The sequence below is a fragment of the Streptomyces sp. MMS24-W38 genome (assembly GCF_059889265.1).
Genome location: NZ_JCBCPP010000001.1, coordinates 2,854,186 through 2,872,747 on the forward strand (window position 1 = coordinate 2,854,186; position 18,562 = coordinate 2,872,747).

Annotated in this window: 18 protein-coding genes, 1 tRNA gene and 1 pseudogene; 9 read left to right on the plus strand and 11 right to left on the minus strand. The window is 70.1% G+C overall.

Annotation, left to right across the window (positions count from 1 at the left end; genetic code table 11):
- The first annotated feature begins 127 nt into the window (after positions 1-127).
- From AC6F7H_RS11695 to AC6F7H_RS11705, 3 genes are all read left to right on the plus strand, one after another.
- Positions 128-622 (plus strand): phage holin family protein, encoded by a 495-nt coding sequence (locus tag AC6F7H_RS11695; protein WP_500756914.1) that lies wholly within the window; start codon positions 128-130, stop codon positions 620-622.
- The gene (locus AC6F7H_RS11700) at positions 619-1,584 is read left to right on the plus strand and encodes an alpha/beta fold hydrolase (protein WP_500756915.1); all 966 of its coding nucleotides are present in this window, start codon (positions 619-621) and stop codon (positions 1,582-1,584) included. The genes AC6F7H_RS11695 and AC6F7H_RS11700 overlap by 4 nt, the downstream gene beginning before the upstream one ends.
- Before the next feature lie 123 nt (positions 1,585-1,707).
- Entirely contained in the window at positions 1,708-1,890 is a 183-nt protein-coding gene (locus AC6F7H_RS11705) for a hypothetical protein (RefSeq protein ID WP_500756916.1), read from the plus strand.
- A 123-nt stretch (positions 1,891-2,013) separates the two neighbouring features.
- Here AC6F7H_RS11705 and AC6F7H_RS11710 read toward each other — a convergent pair whose 3' ends face one another.
- The 3 genes from AC6F7H_RS11710 to nth all read right to left on the minus strand — a co-directional run bounded on the left by AC6F7H_RS11710 (position 2,014) and on the right by nth (position 5,164).
- Entirely contained in the window at positions 2,014-3,213 is a 1,200-nt protein-coding gene (locus AC6F7H_RS11710) for a MarP family serine protease (protein ID WP_500756917.1), read from the minus strand.
- A gap of 117 nt (positions 3,214-3,330) precedes the next feature.
- Entirely contained in the window at positions 3,331-4,026 is a 696-nt protein-coding gene (locus tag AC6F7H_RS11715; protein WP_500761769.1) for an NUDIX hydrolase, read from the minus strand.
- Between the two features lie 118 nt (positions 4,027-4,144).
- Positions 4,145-5,164, minus strand: a complete 1,020-nt coding sequence (gene nth / locus AC6F7H_RS11720; RefSeq protein ID WP_500756918.1) for an endonuclease III — start codon at positions 5,162-5,164, stop codon at positions 4,145-4,147.
- A 250-nt stretch (positions 5,165-5,414) separates the two neighbouring features.
- Here nth and AC6F7H_RS11725 point away from each other — a divergent pair, with 250 nt between their 5' ends.
- Positions 5,415-6,089: a Crp/Fnr family transcriptional regulator gene (locus AC6F7H_RS11725; protein WP_500756919.1), complete on the plus strand. Its 675-nt coding sequence runs from the start codon at positions 5,415-5,417 to the stop codon at positions 6,087-6,089.
- Between the two features lie 174 nt (positions 6,090-6,263).
- Here AC6F7H_RS11725 and AC6F7H_RS11730 read toward each other — a convergent pair whose 3' ends face one another.
- The 4 genes from AC6F7H_RS11730 to sp36 form a co-directional block, all read right to left on the minus strand.
- Entirely contained in the window at positions 6,264-7,094 is an 831-nt protein-coding gene (locus tag AC6F7H_RS11730) for an MBL fold metallo-hydrolase (RefSeq protein WP_500756920.1), read from the minus strand.
- Entirely contained in the window at positions 7,091-7,972 is an 882-nt protein-coding gene (locus AC6F7H_RS11735) for an NUDIX hydrolase (protein ID WP_500756921.1), read from the minus strand. Before AC6F7H_RS11735 ends, AC6F7H_RS11730 begins: the two co-directional genes overlap by 4 nt.
- A 253-nt stretch (positions 7,973-8,225) precedes the next feature.
- Positions 8,226-8,696, minus strand: coding sequence for a RidA family protein (locus AC6F7H_RS11740; protein WP_500756922.1), 471 nt, complete (start codon positions 8,694-8,696; stop codon positions 8,226-8,228).
- A complete protein-coding gene (gene sp36 / locus AC6F7H_RS11745; protein WP_019355547.1) occupies positions 8,693-8,854 on the minus strand; it encodes a Sp36 family protein in 162 nt (53 codons plus the stop codon). The genes AC6F7H_RS11740 and sp36 overlap by 4 nt, the downstream gene beginning before the upstream one ends.
- A 157-nt stretch (positions 8,855-9,011) precedes the next feature.
- On the opposite strand from sp36, the gene bagA reads away from it, so the two are divergent.
- The gene (gene bagA / locus AC6F7H_RS11750) at positions 9,012-9,989 is read left to right on the plus strand and encodes an ATPase BagA (RefSeq protein WP_500756923.1); all 978 of its coding nucleotides are present in this window, start codon (positions 9,012-9,014) and stop codon (positions 9,987-9,989) included.
- Positions 9,990-10,095: 106 nt separating this feature from the next.
- On the plus strand, positions 10,096-11,511 hold the full coding sequence (bagB, locus tag AC6F7H_RS11755; RefSeq protein WP_500756924.1) for an ATPase BagB: 1,416 nt from the start codon (positions 10,096-10,098) through the stop codon (positions 11,509-11,511).
- A 96-nt stretch (positions 11,512-11,607) separates the two neighbouring features.
- On the opposite strand, the gene wblA is transcribed toward bagB, so the two are convergent.
- Positions 11,608-11,946, minus strand: coding sequence for a transcriptional regulator WblA (gene wblA / locus AC6F7H_RS11760; RefSeq protein WP_181383401.1), 339 nt, complete (start codon positions 11,944-11,946; stop codon positions 11,608-11,610).
- A 418-nt stretch (positions 11,947-12,364) separates the two neighbouring features.
- Here wblA and AC6F7H_RS11765 point away from each other — a divergent pair, with 418 nt between their 5' ends.
- The gene (locus AC6F7H_RS11765; protein ID WP_500756925.1) at positions 12,365-14,662 is read left to right on the plus strand and encodes a transglycosylase domain-containing protein; all 2,298 of its coding nucleotides are present in this window, start codon (positions 12,365-12,367) and stop codon (positions 14,660-14,662) included.
- Positions 14,663-14,795: 133 nt separating this feature from the next.
- Here AC6F7H_RS11765 and AC6F7H_RS11770 read toward each other — a convergent pair whose 3' ends face one another.
- Entirely contained in the window at positions 14,796-15,260 is a 465-nt protein-coding gene (locus AC6F7H_RS11770; protein WP_109377217.1) for a GatB/YqeY domain-containing protein, read from the minus strand.
- Between the two features lie 153 nt (positions 15,261-15,413).
- On the opposite strand from AC6F7H_RS11770, the gene AC6F7H_RS11775 reads away from it, so the two are divergent.
- Both AC6F7H_RS11775 and AC6F7H_RS11780 read left to right on the plus strand, forming a co-directional pair.
- Entirely contained in the window at positions 15,414-16,340 is a 927-nt protein-coding gene (locus AC6F7H_RS11775) for a metallophosphoesterase (RefSeq protein WP_500756926.1), read from the plus strand.
- A gap of 132 nt (positions 16,341-16,472) precedes the next feature.
- Positions 16,473-16,546 (plus strand) — tRNA-Pro (locus AC6F7H_RS11780).
- Positions 16,547-16,613: 67 nt separating this feature from the next.
- Here the strand turns inward: AC6F7H_RS11780 and AC6F7H_RS11785 are convergent.
- Together AC6F7H_RS11785 and AC6F7H_RS11790 are read right to left on the minus strand one after the other, a co-directional pair.
- Positions 16,614-17,015: pseudogene (locus AC6F7H_RS11785) on the minus strand (tyrosine-type recombinase/integrase); the annotation flags it as partial.
- A 498-nt stretch (positions 17,016-17,513) separates the two neighbouring features.
- Positions 17,514-18,398 carry a CPBP family intramembrane glutamic endopeptidase gene (locus AC6F7H_RS11790; protein WP_500756927.1) on the minus strand — a complete coding sequence of 295 codons (885 nt, stop codon included), beginning with the start codon at positions 18,396-18,398 and terminating at the stop codon, positions 17,514-17,516.
- Positions 18,399-18,562: the final 164 nt, after the last annotated feature.

Consider the following 18,562-nt stretch of genomic DNA (forward strand, 5'->3'; position numbering starts at 1 on the left):
CCCACGGGGTCGGCCACACGCGGTCGGACGTGGCGGCCGGCCGGACGGGAACCGTCAGACGGCAGACTGAACCGTACGCAGCGACACACAGTGGCACGCGATACGTACGCAGGAGAGGGAGACCGCGATGAGCGCACCCGACGGCAGCCCGGTCGGCGCCGAACGCAGCATCGGCGAGCTGTTCGCCTCGGCGACGGAGAACATGTCGGCGCTGGTGCACGACGAGATCGCGCTGGCGAAAGCGCAGCTCAAGCAGGACGTGAAGCGGGGCGCGACAAGCGGCGGGGTGTTGACCCTGGCCGGCCTCGTCCTGTTGTTCTCCCTGCCGATGCTGAGCTTCGCCCTGGCCTACGGCATCCGCACCTGGAGCGACTGGAACCTCGCCCTCTGCTTCCTGCTGTCCTTCCTGGCGAACTGCCTCGTCGCCGGCGTCCTCGCGCTGATCGGCCTGGTCTTCGCGAAGAAGGCGAAGAAGGGCCGGGGCCCGCAGAAGGTCGCCGCCTCCATGAAGGAGACCGCGGGCGTGCTGCAGAAGGCCAAGCCGCACCCGCGTCCCGAACTCGTCCTGTCCAAGGACCGGGCCCCCGCGGCGATCGAAGCTGTGGGACGCTCGTCCTCATGACGGGCTCCTCCCTCCCCTCGGGGCAACCTCCCTCGGCGCACCCCCTCTCGGCCGTACGCCTCGACATCCCGGGCGGCGCCGAGGTGACCCACCGGGACGTGGCCGCCAACGGCGCGCGCTTCCACATCGCGGAGCTCGGCGACGGACCGCTGGTACTGCTGCTGCACGGCTTCCCGCAGTTCTGGTGGGCCTGGCGGCACCAACTGACGGCACTCGCCGACGCCGGGTTCCGCGCCGTCGCCATGGACCTGCGGGGCGTCGGGGGCAGCGACCGCACACCGCGCGGTTACGACCCGGCCAACCTCGCGCTGGACATCACCGGGGTGGTCCGTTCCCTCGGCGAGCCGGACGCCGCGCTGGTCGGGCACGACCTGGGCGGCTACCTGGCCTGGACGGCGGCGGCGATGCGTCCCAAGCTCGTACGACGGCTCGCGGTCGCGTCCATGCCGCATCCGCGGCGCTGGCGGTCGGCCATGCTCGCGGACGTCAGGCAGTCGTCCGCCATGTCCCACATCTGGGGGTTCCAGCGGCCCTGGGTCCCGGAGCGGCAGCTCACCGCCGACGACGGGGCGCTGGTGGCCAAACTCATCCAGGACTGGTCCGGGCCGCGCCCGCCAGAGGAGAAGGCGCTGGAGAACTACCGCCGCGCCATGTGCATCCCGTCCACGGCGCACTGCTCGATCGAGCCGTACCGCTGGATGGTGCGCTCCATGGCCCGGCCCGACGGCATCCAGTTCAACCGCCGGATGAAGCGGCCGGTGCGGGTGCCGACGCTGCATCTGCACGGCTCGCTGGACCCCGTGGTGCGCACCCGGAGCGCCGCCGGGTCCGGACAGTACGTCGAAGCGCCTTACCGCTGGCGGCTGTTCGACGGGCTCGGGCACTTCCCGCACGAGGAGGACCCGGTCACGTTCTCCACCGAGCTGATCAACTGGCTGAAGGACCCGGAGCCCGACCGCTGAACCAAGACATCCCGATCATCGGAATTGAACACCTGTCCTACGAACGGCCACTTGCCTGGCGCATAGGCCAATTGGCTGCCCCAGAAGCGGTTATCGACCATGAGGCGGGGGCACCGTCGGAATATGGGCTGGACGCACGACTACAGTGACGCAGGCCGCGACCGCCGCTCGGCGGGCGGCAGGGGACCCCACCAGCGAGGCGGTGCACCGCACATGGCGGGCACGGACCTCAGGGTGGGGATCCCACACATCCTCCGCCGCCGGGCCCGCTGGGTCTCGGTACGGCTGCTTCACCCACGCGGGTGACCGGACAGCGGCGCGACGGCCGTACCCCGCGCGCCGCGTCCCGCACCGAGTTCACGCGCCGCGTTCCCGCACCGCGCGTCACGCCGTAGGCAGCTCTCGCCGCCACCGTTGGCCTCGTGCCGCTCAGAGCGCGCAGCTGTCGCTGTCCACCTGCTGGTTCGCGGCACGGCCCTTGGTGATGTCGTCCTGGATCTCGTCCACGGTGAGCGCGTACCCCGTCTCGGCGTCGTCGAGGGACTTGGCGAACACCACGCCGTAGACCCGGCCCTCGGGTGTGAGCAGCGGGCCGCCGGAGTTGCCCTGACGGACCGTCGCGTACAGGGAGTAGACGTCACGGCGGACCGTGCCCCGGTGGTAGATGTCCGGGCCGTTGGCCGTGATCCGCCCGCGGACCCGGGCGGACCTGACGTCGTACGCGCCGTTCTCCGGGAAGCCGGCGACGATCGCGCTGTCGCCGCTGCCCGCGTCCTCGGTCGTGAACCGCAGCGCCGGCGCCTTCAGGTCCGGGACGTCGAGGACCGCGATGTCGCGCTTCCAGTCGTAGAGGACGACCGTCGCGTCGTACTTCCTGCCCTCGCCGCCTATCTGCACGGTCGGTTCGTCGACGCCGCCCACGACATGCGCGTTGGTCATGACGCGGCGTTCGGAGAACACGAAGCCGGTGCCCTCCAGCACCTTGCCGCACTGCGGGGCGGTGCCCATGACCTTGACGATGGACCGCTGGGCCCGGGCGGCCACGGGGCTGCCGACCAGGGCGGGGTCGGGGGGCTGGACATCGGTGATCGGCTCGTTCGCGAACGGGCTGAAGACCTGCGGGAAGCCGTTCTGCGCGAGGACGGAGGAGAAGTCGGCGAACCAGGTGTCGGCCTGGTCGGGCAGCGCTCGGGAGACACCGAGCAGGACCTTGGAACCGCGGACCTCCTTGCCGAGCGTCGGCAGCGTCGTACCGGCGAGGGCGGAGCCGATCAGCCAGGCGACCAGGAGCATGGCGACGACGTTGACCAGGACACCGCCGGTCGCGTCGAGCGCCCGGGCCGGGGACCAGGTGATGTAGCGGCGCAGCTTGTTGCCGAGGTGGGTGGTCAGCGCCTGGCCGACGGAGGCGCAGACTATGACGACGACGACCGCGGCGACGGCCGCGACCGTGCCGACCTCGGCGTTGTCCGTCAGGACGTCCCAGATGACGGGGAGCACGTAGACGGCGACGAGACCGCCGCCCAGGAACCCGATCACCGACAGGACGCCGACGACGAACCCCTGGCGGTAGCCGACGATCGCGAACCAGACGGCGGCGACCAGCAACAGGATGTCCAGCACGTTCACTGCTTCCAGCCTCGCCTCGTCATTCCGGTCGCTCCCACTCGGCCGGAGTCCGGGGGCGTACGGCACGAACCACCGTCGTCACCAGCCCCCGAACCGCACGGCACGGCGCCCACCCTGTCATGACCTCTGGTCCAGCGGGACCCGCCTGTCCCGGTCCCAGGGCCGCTCCCACCCCGCGTAGTGGAGCAGCCGGTCGATGATCCCGGCCGTGAAACCCCAGACAAGAGCCGATTCGACCAGGAATGCCGGACCCTGGTGACCGCTGGGATGGACCGCGGTCGCCCGGTTGTCCGGATCGGTGAGATCCGCCACCGGGACCGTGAAGACCCGGGCGGTCTCGTTGGGATCCACGACGCCGACCGGGCTGGGCACCCGCCACCAGCCCAGCACCGGGGTGACGACGAAGCTGCTGACGGGGATGTAGAGCTTGGGCAGGACACCGAAGAGCTGGACACCGGCCGGATCGAGCCCGGTCTCCTCCTCGGCCTCGCGCAGCGCGGCCCACAGCGGCCCGTCGGCCAGCGGGTCGCCGTCCTCGGGGTCGAGGGCGCCACCGGGGAAAGCCGGCTGCCCGGCATGCGAGCGCAGCGCCGTCGACCGCTCCATGAGCAGCAGTTCCGGGCCGTACGCGCCTTCGCCGAACAGGATCAGGACCGCGGACTGGCGCCCCGAGCCGTTCGCCGGCGGCAGGAAGCGGCTCAGCTGTCCCGGCGCGACCGTCTCCACGGCCCGCACCACCGGGTCCAGCCAGGTGGGCAGACCCTCCTGACTGAGCGTCGCCCGGCCACCTTGGATGTCGCCCGCCCGCGTCATCGCCACCCCCGTCGTCCTGCCCCCTGCCCGTCCGGCCCCGGCGACAGGTCCAACGCCCGGCGGCCCCTGGAACGTTCCATCAAAGATCGTTCCACCTGCGGCCGCCGGATATGCCCTGTCACCCGGCACCCAGCGGCGGGGCCGGTCGGCCGCCCGCGTCGAGGTAGGCCTGCGGGGGGTTCAGACGCTGGCCCGGGAAGCCGCCCTTCTCGTACTTCAGCAGCTTCCGCGCCTTCTCCGGGTCCGTCTCCCCCTCGCCGTACGCCGGGCAGAGCGGGGCGATGGGGCAGGCTCCGCAGGCGGGCTTACGGGCGTGACAGATGCGGCGGCCGTGCCAGATCACATGGTGCGAGAGGTCGGTCCAGTCGCTCTTGGGGAAGAGCCCGCCGACGGCTGCCTCGATCTTGTCCGGGTCGGTCTCCTCCGTCCACTTCCAGCGGCGCACCAGGCGCTGGAAGTGCGTGTCCACGGTGATCCCCGGGCGGCCGAAGGCGTTGCCGAGGACGACGAAGGCCGTCTTGCGGCCCACGCCCGGCAGCTTGACGAGATCCTCCAGCCGGCCCGGCACCTCGCCGCCGAACTCCTCCACCAGCACCTTCGAAAGCCCTATCACCGACTTGGTCTTGGCCCGGAAGAACCCGGTGGGGCGGAGGATCTCCTCCACCTCCTCCGGGTCGGCGGCGGCCAGGTCCTCGGGGGTGGGGTACTTCGCGAAGAGGGCGGGGGTCGTCTGGTTGACCCGCAGGTCGGTGGTCTGGGCGGACAGGACCGTGGCGACCACCAGCTGGAAGGGGTTCTCGAAGTCCAGCTCGGGGTGGGCGTACGGGTACACCTCGGCGAGCTCCCGGTTGATCCGCCGGGCCCGGCGGACCAGAGCGGTACGCGACTCGGCCTTGGGCTGCCCGGCGGCGTCCTTCTTCGCGGACGCGGGGCCCTTCACGGACGCCGCCTTCTTCGCGGGTGCGGAGCCTTTCGCGGGTGCGGAGCCCTTCGCGGACGCGGGCCTCACCTCGGCCGCCGCTTCGCTCGCACTCGCGGTCGAATCCTTCTTCACCGGTGCCTTCTCTGTCGGTTTCGCCGTTTCCCCGCCGCTGCCAGGACCCTGTTCGCCCACAGCGGAATCATGATGTACCGCCACCCGTGCAGCGCCCTAGGGGCGTGCTCTCACCGGCGATTTGGACACCCGACCAGCCTACGGCTCGGCACCGACATCCGCCCCGGCCCCTGCGGATCGGCGCCCAATTGGACCCCTGCCGCTTACCCGGGCACGCCTGTGCGGCATCCTTGTGACAGATCACACTGTTTGGACTGTCCGGCAAAATGGGCACCTCGGTCCCCTGGTACGCGGGGAACAAGATCCCCTGAGCAGGTCGACAAGGAGAGAACACGTGGACGACGTTCTGCGGCGGAACCCGCTCTTCGCGGCGCTCGATGACGAGCAGGCCGCGGAGCTTCGCGCCTCGCTGAGCGAGGTGACCCTCGCACGGGGTGACTCCCTGTTCCACGAGGGCGACCCCGGAGACCGGCTCTACGTGGTCACCGAGGGCAAGGTCAAGCTCCACCGGACCTCCCCCGACGGCCGCGAGAACATGCTGGCCGTCGTCGGTCCCGGCGAGCTCATCGGTGAGCTGTCGCTCTTCGACCCGGGCCCGCGCACCGCGACCGCCACGGCGCTGACCGAGGTCAAGCTGCTCGCCCTGGGCCACAACGACCTCCAGCCCTGGCTGAACGCCCGCCCCGAGGTGGCCACTGCGCTGCTGCGGGCCGTCGCGCGCCGGCTGCGCAAGACCAACGACGCCATGTCGGACCTGGTCTTCTCCGACGTCCCGGGCCGGGTCGCCCGCGCCCTGCTGGACCTCTCCCGCCGCTTCGGGGTGCAGTCCGAGGAGGGCATCCACGTCGTCCACGACCTCACGCAGGAGGAGCTGGCCCAGCTGGTCGGCGCGTCCCGCGAGACGGTCAACAAGGCCCTGGCGGACTTCGCACAGCGCGGCTGGCTCCGTCTGGAGGCCCGCGCGGTGATCCTCCTGGACGTCGAGCGCCTCGCGAAGCGCTCCCGCTGACGGGATTCCCGGCACGCGTGCCGAAGGCCCCGGTGCCCCGCAGGCCTCAGCGCCTGCCGGGCCCCGGGGCCTTCGGGTGAGCCCGTGCCGCCGCCGGACGAGCCGTGCCGCCGCCGGACGAGCCGTGCCGCCGCCGGACGAGCCGTGCCGCCGCTGGACGAACCCGTACACCCGCTAGATGAGCCCGTGCTCTCGCAGGTATTCCAGCTGCGCGCGGACCGACAGTTCCGCGGCCGGCCACAGGGAGCGGTCCACGTCGGCGTAGACGTGGGCGACGACCTCGGACGGGGTGAGACGGCCGTTCTCGACGGCCGTCTCCACCTGGGCGAGGCGGTGGGCCCGGTGCGCCAGGTAGTACTCGACCGCGCCCTGAGCGTCCTCCAGTACGGGACCGTGACCGGGCAGGACCGTGTGGACGCCGTCGTCGACCGTGAGCGAGCGCAGGCGGCGCAGGGTGTCCAGGTAGTCGCCGAGGCGGCCGTCGGGATGGGACACGACGGTCGTACCGCGTCCCAGGACGGTGTCGCCGGTGAGGACGGCTCCGTCGGCCGGCAGGTGGAAGGACAGGGAGTCTGCGGTGTGGCCGGGGGTGGGGACGACCCGCAGTTCCAGACCGCCCACGTCGACGACGTCCCCGCCGGACAGGCCCTCGTCCCCCAGCCGCAGCTCCGGGTCCAGCGCCCGTACCTTCGTGCCGGTCAGCTCGGCGAAGCGGGTGGCGCCCTCGGCGTGGTCGGGGTGACCGTGCGTCAGCAGGGTGAGGGCGACACGCTTGCCGGCCCGCTCGGCCGTGTCGACGACGTTCCGCAGATGCCCCTCGTCCAGCGGGCCGGGGTCGACGACGATCGCCCGCGCGGAGTCGGGTTCCGAGAGGATCCAGGTGTTGGTGCCGTCCAGGGTCATGGCCGAGGCGTTCGGGGCCAGGACGTTGACCGCGCGCGCGGTGGCGGGTCCGGAGAGGACCCCACCGCGAGGTTGGCCGGGAAGGGCTGCCGCGTCCGTCATGCGGGTGCTCCACCGGTCGGGATGTGCTGGGTGAACTCGTCGTGCCCCGGCCAGGACAGCACGATCTTCTCGTCGTCCAGGCGCGCGGTGGCCAGTACCGGCGTGAGATCCCGCGCGGATGCCGCGTCGAGCGCCTGCGCGGCCGCCGGGTACGCCGTCAGCTGGCGCAGGGTCGCGATCGTCGGCGGCATCATCAGCAGCTCGCCCCGGTCGTACGCGGCGGCCGCCTCGCGCGGGGCGATCCACACCGTGCGGTCGGCCTCCGTGGAGGCGTTGCGGGTGCGCTGCCCCTCGGGGAGCGCGGCGACGAAGAACCAGGTGTCGTAGCGGCGGGGCTCGAACTCCGGGGTGATCCACCGGGTCCACGCGCCGAGCAGGTCCGAGCGCAGGACCAGCCCTCGACGGTCGAGGAACTCCGCGAAGGACGTCTCTCGCGCGACGAGTGCCGCGCGGTCCGCCTCCCAGTCCGCGCCCGTCGTGTCACCGACCACGGAGTCGGGCGTCGGACCGGCGAGCAGCACACCGGCTTCCTCGTACGTCTCGCGTACGGCGGCGCAGACGATCGCCTGGGCGTCGGTCTCGTCGACGCCGAGCCGGTCCGCCCACCACGCGTGTGTGGGGCCCGCCCAGCGGACGTGGTGGTCGTCGTCCCGCGGGTCGACGCCACCGCCGGGGTAGGCGTAGGCGCCTCCGGCGAAGGCCATGGAGGCGCTTCGGCGCAGCATGTGGACGACGCAGCCGTCACCGGCGTCCCGCAGGAGCATCACGGTGGCCGCCCGCTTGGGCGGGACCGGGGTGAGGGTGCCCTCCGCGAGCGCGCGGATGCGGACCGGCCACTCGGGTGGGTACCACTGCCCACCAGCCTGCGCATTCACCATGGCCGGAGGCTATCTCGGGACGGGCGGATGTTCGAGTGCCCAGCGGGAGAAGGCGGGCACAAGGGGACGCGCGACGCCGGGAAGCGGCAGGGGGACGCGGCGAGGAGAGGTGGCGGACCCGGCGGTCGGCACGGGCCACACGGCCCTCCGCCGAGCACCGGCCCGCCTCCGCCTCCGTCGGACACCGGCCGCTTCTGCCTGTCCGTGTCCGTCAGCGCGTGCCTGTCAGCGCGTGCCTGTCAGCGCGCGTCCGTCAGCCGGCGTCCGTCAGCTCCACCTGGATCTCGACCTCCACCGGTGCGTCGAGGGGCAGTACCGCGACGCCCACCGCGCTGCGGGCGTGGACGCCCTTGTCGCCGAGGACCTCGACCAGCAGCTCGCTCGCACCGTTGAGGACGCCCGGCTGGCCCGTGAAGTCCGTGGCCGAGGCCACGAACCCGACGACCTTCACCACGTGCGCGACGCGGTCCAGATCACCGGCGACGGACTTCACGGCGGCGAGGGCGTTCAGCGCACAGGTGCGCGCCAGCTCCTTCGCCTCCTCGGCCGTGACCTCGGCACCGACCTTTCCGGTCAGCGGAAGCTCGCCGTCCACCATGGGAAGCTGGCCGGCGGTGTAGACGTACCGCCCCGACAGCACGGCCGGACGGTACGCGGCCAGCGGCGGAACGACCTCCGGCAGGCTCAGACCGAGTTCGGCTAGTCTGGCCTCGACCGCGCTCACGCCTGCTTCTCCCGCTTCAGGTAGGCGACCAGCTGCTCGGGGTTGTTCGGGCCCGGCACGACCTGCACGAGCTCCCAGCCGTCCTCGCCCCAGGTGTCCAGAATCTGCTTCGTGGCGTGGACCAGCAGCGGAACCGTGGAGTACTCCCATTTCGTCATGCGGCGACTCTAGCCGCTGCCGTCCCCCGCACGGGAAGCACGGGAAGCCTTGAAAGCCCGGGAAACCCGGGAAGCCCGGGTACCCAGGAGCACGGGAAGCCCGGCAACTCGCCCCCGGAGCCGCCGGGGCGCACGGGGAGGAATTAGGCTCAAAGGCGTGAGCAGGCTTCAGGTGGTCAGTGGCAAGGGCGGAACCGGCAAGACCACGGTGGCCGCGGCCCTCGCGCTGGCCCTGGCCACGGAGGGGAAGCGGACGCTTCTCGTCGAGGTCGAGGGCCGCCAGGGCATCGCGCAGGTCTTCGAGACGGAGGCGCTGCCGTACGAGGAGCGGAAGATCGCCGTCGCTCCCGGGGGCGGGGAGGTGCACGCCCTCGCCATAGACGCCGAACGGGCCCTTCTGGACTACCTCCAGATGTTCTACAAGCTGGGCAGCGCCGGGCGGGCGCTGAAGAAGCTCGGCGCGATCGACTTCGCGACCACCATCGCGCCCGGCGTGCGGGACGTCCTGCTGACCGGCAAGGCGTGCGAGGCGGTGCGGCGCAAGGACAGGAACGGGCGGTTCGTCTACGACTACGTCGTGATGGACGCCCCACCGACCGGGCGCATCACCCGTTTCCTCAACGTCAACGACGAGGTCGCCGGGCTCGCGAAGATCGGCCCGATACACAATCAGGCCCAGGCCGTGATGCGGGTGCTGAAATCGCCGGAGACGGCGGTGCACCTGGTCACCCTGCTGGAGGAGATGCCGGTCCAGGAGACCGTGGACGGCATCGCCGAGCTGCGGGGGGCCCGGCTGCCGGTGGGGCGGATCATCGTGAACATGGTGCGGCCCGAGGTGCTGGACGCGATCGACCTGGAACTCATGGGGACGGTCGGGCGTTCCTCTGTCGCGCGGGCGTTGTCGTCCGCCGGTCTCGGCGGCGCGCGGCGCGGCGGGCACGCCGAGCAGCTGGTGGACCCGTTGCTCGCGCAGGCGAAGGAGTACGCCGAGCGGTACACGCTGGAGGCCGAACAGCGCGCCGCGCTGGCCGAGGTGGGCCTGCCCCTGCACGAGCTGCCGCTGCTCGCGGAGGGCATGGACCTGGCGGGCCTGTACGAACTGGCCGAGGAACTCCGCGCACAGGGTGTGTCATGACCGGCGGAAACCTGCCCGTGTCCGTACCCGTGCCCGGCGTGCCCGCCACCCCCATCAGGCCCTTCACGTCCGTCACGAGTCGGAAGTATCGGAAGCAGGGGATGTCATGAGTCGTCATCCGGAACCGGCGCACCCGCGCGCGCACGATCCGGCCCACCCGGCCCGCCACCACCTCTCCCCCGTGCGCACGCTCGACATCGACCCGCTGATCGAGGACCGGACCACCCGGATCGTGGTGTGCTGCGGCTCGGGCGGGGTCGGCAAGACGACCACCGCCGCGGCCCTGGGACTGCGCGCGGCCGAACGGGGACGCAAGGTGGTCGTCCTCACCATCGACCCCGCCCGCCGGCTCGCCCAGTCCATGGGCATCGACTCGCTCGACAACGTCCCCCGCCGGGTGAAGGGCATCGACGACTCCGCCGGCGGCGAACTGCACGCCATGATGCTCGACATGAAGCGCACCTTCGACGAGATCGTCGAGGCGCACTCGGACCCGGAGCGCGCCTCCGCGATCCTCGGCAACCCCTTCTACCAGTCCCTCTCGGCGGGCTTCGCGGGCACGCAGGAGTACATGGCGATGGAGAAGCTGGGTCAGTTGCGGGCCCGCGACGAGTGGGACCTCATCGTCGTCGACACACCGCCCTCCCGCTCCGCGCTGGACTTCCTGGACGCGCCCAAGCGGCTCGGGTCCTTCCTCGACGGCAAGCTCATCCGCGTCCTGCTGACCCCGGCGAAGGTCGGCGGCCGTGCGGGGATGAAGTTCCTGAACGTCGGGATGTCCATGATGACCGGCGTCCTGGGGAAGGTACTCGGGGGACAACTGCTGCGGGACGTACAGACGTTCGTGGCGGCGATGGACTCCATGTTCGGCGGGTTCCGCACGCGCGCGGACGCCACGTTCAAACTGCTCCAGGCGCCCGGGACGGCGTTCCTGGTCGTCGCGGCCCCGGAGCGGGACGCGCTGCGCGAGGCCGCGTACTTCGTGGAACGGCTGGCCGCGGAGGACATGCCGCTGGCCGGTCTGGTGCTCAACCGGGTCCATGGCAGCGGCGCCGACCGGCTGTCGGCCGAGCGGGCACTCGCCGCCGCGGAAAATCTTGAGGACTCCCGCATTGTGGATCAGGAGGACGGGAAAGCTGGAGTTCGTAACTCCCCCGACACACACGCCAGTTCAGACGTCCCTGCCGGAGGCTCCCCCGCCACCACTGACGACACGGACACCAGCACCACCGACACCAACACGGACACGGACGGGGTGGACGCGGAGCGGTCCGTCGACCAACTCACCGCGGGCCTGCTGAGACTGCACGCCGAGCGGATGCGGCTGCTCTCACGCGAGCAGCGCACACGCGACCGCTTCACCGCGCTCCATCCCGAGGTGGCGGTGACGGAAGTGGCCGCGCTGCCCGGTGACGTGCACGACCTCGCGGGCCTGCGGCAGATCGGCGACCGGCTCGCGACCAACAGGCCGGAGCTGCCCGAGACACCGGAGGCACCCGCCTCACCCGAGGCAACCGCCTGACACGCACCGACCTGCCGCACACCGACACGGCCTGACGGACGAACAGGCAGCCCCGACACAGCCCGAGACGCCCCGCCGAGGACCCCCCGAGAGACCTCAGCTCACCGCCGCGTAGTTCGCGTACACCTCGTCGTCGTCGAGGGGCACGACGCCCGTCCCCCGCTCGTACTCCGTGCGCGCGGTCTCCAGCAGCCGGCGCCAGGACGTCACGGTGGGCCGCCGGCGCAGCAGTGCGCGGCGTTCACGTTCCGTCATGCCTCCCCACACGCCGAACTCGACGCGGTTGTCGAGCGCGTCGGCCAGGCACTCCGTACGCACCGGGCATCCGGTGCACACCGCCTTGGCCCTGTTCTGCGCTGCTCCTTGAACGAACAGTTCATCCGGATCAGTAGTGCGGCAGGCAGCCTGCGCACTCCAGTCGGTAACCCAGCCCATACCGGCGCCGTCCTCTCCCGAATCGAGGCTCCCCCACGGCGGCAGCGGCATATTCACCGCCGCCAGTTGAGGACGTTACGGAAGGTGGGCACAGCGCAACACCCCCAGCGGGCCCAATCTTGAATGGCCCGAACGGACTATGGGTAAGCGGCAGATCACCCGGGGGAGTGACCTGACGACATGCGCGACAATCCCGGCGTTTCGGGGCAGTCCCATTGCGTCACAACGGATACCGAGTGACACACAAGGCGGATCCGGACACGCACCCACCACACCCCGACAAAGAAAGTCGAGAAGATCCGGAACGATTCGGGGTCGCCGGACGTATTGATACGTGGCCTCACTGCTGTGACAGTTGTGAGCAGCTTAGGCCAAGGCCTGTACGCCTGTCCGGCAAACGAGAACGTAGGCTGCTCCCATGCCAAAGAAGCGCTCAGGCGGTGGTCTGTCGCCAACGCAGCAGGCCGCCAAGTTCCTCGGTGTCAGTGTCCTCGCGGGTGCCGTCCTGGCCGGTATCGCACTGCCCGCCGTGGGTGCGTTGGGCCTGGCCGCCAAGGGTTCGGTGGAGAGTTTCGACGAGCTCCCCGCCAACCTCAAGACGCCCCCGCTGAGCCAGCGCACCACCATCCTGGACGCGAAGGGCGGTCAGATCGCCACCGTCTACTCGCGCGACCGCACGGTGGTCGACCTCAAGGACATCTCGCCGTACCTCCAGAAGGCGATCGTCGCGATCGAGGACTCCCGCTTCTACGAGCACGGTGCGGTCGACCTGAAGGGCGTGCTGCGCGCGGTCAACCGCAACGCGCAGAGCGGCGGTGTCTCCGAGGGCGCGTCCACGCTGACTCAGCAGTACGTGAAGAACGTCTTCGTGGAGGAGGCCGGCGACGACCCGACGAAGGTCGCGCAGGCCACCCAGCAGACGATCGGCCGCAAGATCCGCGAGCTGAAGTTCGCGATCCAGGTCGAGGAGGAGCTGGGCAAGAAGAAGATCCTCGAGAACTACCTGAACATCACGTTCTTCGGCCAGCAGGCCTACGGTGTCGAGGCCGCCGCCCAGCGCTACTTCTCCAAGTCCGCCAAGGACCTCAACCTCCAGGAGTCCGCCCTCCTCGCCGGCCTCGTCCAGTCGCCGAGCCGGTACAACCCGGTCAACGACGAGACGGAGGCCATCAAGCGGCGCAATGTCGTCCTGGCGCGGATGGCCCAGGTCGGCGACGTCTCCGAGGAGGAAGCCGCCAAGGCGTCGAAGGCACCGCTGGGACTGAAGGTCAGCAAGCCGAACAACGGCTGCATCACGGCGGTCGCCGATGCGGCCTTCTTCTGTGACTACGTACGTGAGGTGTTCCTGAACGACCCGGTTTTCGGGAAGGAGAAGGAGGACCGGGCCAAGATCTGGAACCAGGGCGGTCTGACGATCCGGACCACCCTCGACCCGCAGGCACAGCAGTCGGTCCACGCCTCGCTCAAGGGCCACGTCAACAAGGGCGACTCGGTCGCCGCGGCGATCACCCTGGTGGAGCCCGGCACCGGCAAGATACTCGGCATGGGCCAGTCGAAGCCCTACGGCTACGGCAAGAACGAGACCGAGATCAACTATTCGGTCAACCACAGCATGGGCGGCTCCAACTACGGCTTCCCGACCGGTTCGACGTTCAAGCCCTTCGTCGCGGCGGCCGCGCTCGAGGAGGGGCGACCGCCCATCCAGGAGTACTCGTCGCCGTACGAGATGCCCTACCCCGACCCCGTCCAGACGTGCAGCGGCAAGCCCTGGATGAACCAGGAAGGCGCCACCGTCCCCAACGAGGACAAGTCGGAGGTCGGACCGTACCGCTTGAAGGAGGCGATGGCCCTCTCGGTCAACACCTACTTCGTGCAGATGGTCGCCGACATCGGTCTGTGCCCGTTGGTGAAGATGACGGACGCCCTGCACGTCGTGGAGGGCAACGGCGAGAAGCTTCCGGAGGTCCCCGCCGTCTCCCTCGGTTCCAGGGGCGTCGCCCCGCTGACGATGGCCTCCGCGTACGCCGCCTTCGCCTCCCGGGGCATGTACTGCACGCCGGTGGCCATCGAGTCGATCACCCAGAAGGTCGGCGACCAGCAGAAGTCGCTGGAGGTACCGAAGTCGACGTGCTCGCGGGCGATGAGCGAGCAGACCGCGGACACGGTGAACACCCTGCTGCAGGGTGTGGTCGACTCCGGTACGGGCCGGGCGTCCGGTCTCACGGACCGCGCCAACGCCGGCAAGACGGGAACGACGGACGAGCGCAAGAACGCCTGGTTCGTCGGCTACACCCCGAACCTGTCGGGAGCGGTCTGGGTCGGCAGCGCCACCCAGCAGGTCAAGATGGTCGACATCAACGTCGGCGGCGCCTACCACGCCAAGGTCTACGGCGGCTCGGTGCCGGGGCCCATCTGGCGGGACGCGATGACCGGCGCCCTCTCGGGCAAGGACTCCCCGTCCTTCAACCTCGTCGACATCCCGGAGCCCGAAAAGCGCGACAAGGACCGTGACCGTGACGACGAGGACGGCGACGACCGTGGCGACGACAACCGTGGCAACAACGGCGGAAACAACGGCAACGGCGGTTTCATCGGCGGCCTGACCGGCGGCAACGGTGACCAGAACGGCAACGGCGGAGCCGAACCGGACCCGACCTTCTCCCTCCCCGAGGGCTTCATCCAGGGCCCGGGCAACGGCCCCGGAGGACGGCGCTGACGGCCTGCGCCCCTGGTCCGACGAGAGCGGAGGGCCCCTCGATCCCGTGTCGGGATCGAGGGGCCCTCCGCTCTCGTCCGCCGTATCCGACCGACCGGACCGGTTGACCGGGCCATCTGCCCGGACCTGCGGATCAGCCGGCGAGCAGCTTCTTCACTGCGGCGGCCACCCGGCCGCCCTCGGCCTGCCCGGCCACCTTGGGGTTGACGATCTTCATGACCGCCCCCATGGCCCGCGGGCCCTCGGCGCCTGCCGCCTTCGCCTCCTCGACGGCCTGGGCGACGATCGCGTTCAGCTCCTCGTCGGACATCTGCTGAGGCAGGTACCGGGCCAGCAACTCGCCCTCCGCCTTCTCCCGCTCGGCCTGCTCGGGACGCCCACCCTGCGCGAAGGCGTCCGCCGCCTCACGGCGCTTCTTCGCCTCGCGGGTGATCACCTTGAGCACCTCGTCGTCGGAGAGCTGACGCTTCTCCTTCCCCGCAACCTCCTCCTTGGTGATCGCGGTGAGCGTCAGCCGGAGCGTCGAGGAGCTGAGCTCGTCGCGCTCCCTGATCGCAGCGTTGAGGTCGTCCTGCAGCTTCGACTTGAGCGTGGTCATGTCTTGATTGTCGCAGGAACAGGCGCAAAGACGCTTGCACATTTAACCTTCGCCGCTCCAGGGGACGTTCGGACGAACCCTCAAGCCCCGCCGCATCACCGGGGAGAAGGGACCACGGGACACACCCTGCCCCGGATCTGACACGATGGGCGCATGCGCGCGCGATACGGAATCCCCCTGGGAATCACGGCGGCCGGCGCCGCCGGGCTGGTGTACGCGGCGGGCTTCGAGGCCCGCTCCTTCCGGCTGCGACGGGTGACGATCCCCGTCCTGCCCGCCGGGATGCGCCCCCTGCGTGTGCTGCAGGTCTCCGACATCCACCTGGTGAGCGGCCAGCGCAAGAAGCAGCGCTGGCTGCGCTCGCTGGCGGGACTGCGCCCCGACTTCGTGATCAACACGGGCGACAACCTCTCCGACCCCGAGGGCGTACCGGAGGTCCTGGACGCGCTGGGCCCGCTGATGGAGTTCCCGGGCGCGTACGTCTTCGGCTCCAACGACTACTACGGCCCCAAGCTGCGCAACCCCGCCCGCTACCTGATCGAGAAGGCCACGGGCCGGCACGGCCTGAACGGCAACGCCCCGGCCGTCGGCGTGATCCACAACCCGTGGGAGGACCTGCGGGACGGCTTCGACGGCGCGGGCTGGCTGAACCTCACGAACACCAGGGGCACCCTGAAGATCGAGGGCGTTACGGTCGAGCTGACCGGCCTGGACGACCCGCACATCAAGCGGGACCGCTACACGGAGGTGGCGGGCGGCCCGTCGAACGCGGCGGACTTCTCGATGGGCGTCGTCCACGCCCCCTACCTGCGCGTCCTGGACTCCTTCACGTCCGACGGCTACCCCCTGGTGCTCGCCGGTCACACCCACGGCGGCCAGCTCTGCATCCCCTTCTACGGCGCCCTGGTCACCAACTGCGACCTGGACACCGACCGGGTGAAGGGCCTGTCCACGCACACGTCCGAGGGCCACACGTCCTACCTCCACGTCTCCGCGGGCTGCGGCACCAACCGCTACACCCCGGTCCGCTTCGCCTGCCCCCCGGAGGCGACGCTGATGACCCTGGTGAGCCGGGAGTAGCGGAGCACGCGCGTCCCGCGGGGGCCGACCGCACCGTTCGGTGCCGTCAGCCCTCGCGGCACCGAAACCGGATTTCGCCTCCAGCCACCAGTGGGCTAAAGTAAACGTCGTCGCCGCGAGAGCAGCGACAATCGGGGTGTGGCGCAGCTTGGCAGCGCGCTTCGTTCGGGACGAAGAGGTCGTGGGTTCAAATCCCGCCACCCCGACAGCCGAAACAGCAGGTGAGGCGCCTACGGATATCCGTAGGCGCCTCACCTGTTTCTGCGTGTGTTTCTATCTGCGTGACCAACGTTTCCCGCGTGTCCACAGCCACCGCTCCTGCGCCCCGAAGATGCCGTCCATGACGACGGCGCCGGTCTGGATCACGGGCCGGGTCTGCTTCCGGTCGACCTCCTCGGCCACGGCCGTCCCGGAGTGCCCGACGAGTCGGGAGATCACTTCCGGCGGGACGCCACGGTCGGACAGCAGGGACACGAAGCTGTGCCGGAACTCCCGGGGCGTCCACTCGTCGGCGTTGATCCCGTCGACGCCCTTGAGTTCCTGGCGGAAGGCACGGCGGACGTTGGCCGGGGCCAGCGGCTTGCCCACGGCCGAGGAGAAGACGAGCCCGTGTTCCTGCCACTTGTCCCCGGCGGCGAGCCGACCCCACTCCTGATCTTCGAATGAGCTGGACAGCCTGATACCGGGACGGAAGGTCCCGGAGGAGGCAGTCCAGGTAGTGAGGTTTTCCCAACCTCAGTTTGAGGTTGGGAAAACCTCAGGGTGCTGATGCGTATGTGCTCTGAGTCCGGCCAACGGGGCGGGGTGGAAGCCGGGTACCGAGGTGGAGAAACCTGTAGAGGCTGTGACCAGTGGCGAGCGGTCTCAGTGGTGGTCTCAGCCGCCGTTCGTTCCGTGTATGTCCGGCTCTGATCCTCCGGGGTTCGGACGCTCTTCTGACCAGGGGCGGAGCGTCCTTGGTGGACGCCCGCGGACACTCCCGGACCAAGATCGGACAACTCGTCATGTGTAGGCCTACTGCTCTGACCTCACCGGCTCAGGCCTGTCCGAGCATCAGGACTTGTGGATGAGAATTTTGTTCGGGGGCGGAGGGCGTGGGATTCGAACACGCGAGGACGTTGCCGCCCTGCCGGTTTCCGAGCCCACCGCCGGGACGTCTCGCACCGGGCAGGGTCACGCGCGGCGTCCGGGAGGCGTCAGGAACAACTCCCGATCGCGCCACACCACGATGACGGACAGCACCAGAAGCAGAACGGTCTGGATCACCTTGGTGTCCGGGTGCGTAAGGAACATCTCGTTGCCGAAGTTCGCGGCGAGGTGAAAGACGATCGCGACGAGGACGCTGCGGCCGGCGCGGTAGTAGAGCCAGTTCACCAGGATGACGAACGGTATCAGCGAGACACCGTAGTTGAGGCTGTGGATCAGGCCCTCCTCGACGACCTCCGCCTGGTAGTAGCCCTTGATGAAGCCGAGCGGCACGTGCCACAGCACCCAGACGACACCGAACAGCAACGACGTCCACAGGACGTTCATCCGGGACGCGAGCGCATCCGTGCCGTAGGTTTTCCAGGCGACCTCCTCCAGGACGGGGGCCAGGGCGAGCGTGATCCATGCCGGCAGCAGGCCCGTCGCGAACGTGAAGCCGTTGCGAAGCTCGAACTGCGAGACGTCGTAGCCGAACGGGATGGTGATCGCGGTAGCGACGAGCAGGGCGCCGGGGAGCAGGCCTACGGCCGCCAGCCAGACCCAGGCGCGAGTGCCGCGTGGCGCGACCAGGCGGGCGAGGACGTCGCGGGTGAGCCCGTCCCTGCGGATGAACCAGATCGCCACGACGATCGGGGCGGCGAGACCGGCCAGGCCGAGGCCGGTCATGACGGCGATAGTGCCCTGGCTGGGATCGGGCTGGTGCGACAGCCAGGCGGCGGTGAACCACAGCGTCCACGGGATGGCGGTGGCAAGGACGTAGAAGGCGAGGGGATGGCGGTAACGGCTGACGTTCTTCAGTTCCGGCGCACGACGCGCACTATCAAGCCGAGTGGATTGTGCCGTGTAGGTCATGACCGCATCCTTTCGCTGCCGCAGAGCGATCCCCACGGCTTGCAGGGTTAGTTCCGGGACGCGTCAGGGTCGCCTCAGGGTCGGCTGGCCTCCCAGTTTCGTCGATCACCTGACGGTGCGTCAGGACACGCGGGATGTACGTCATCAGCGGGGGAGGAACCCCT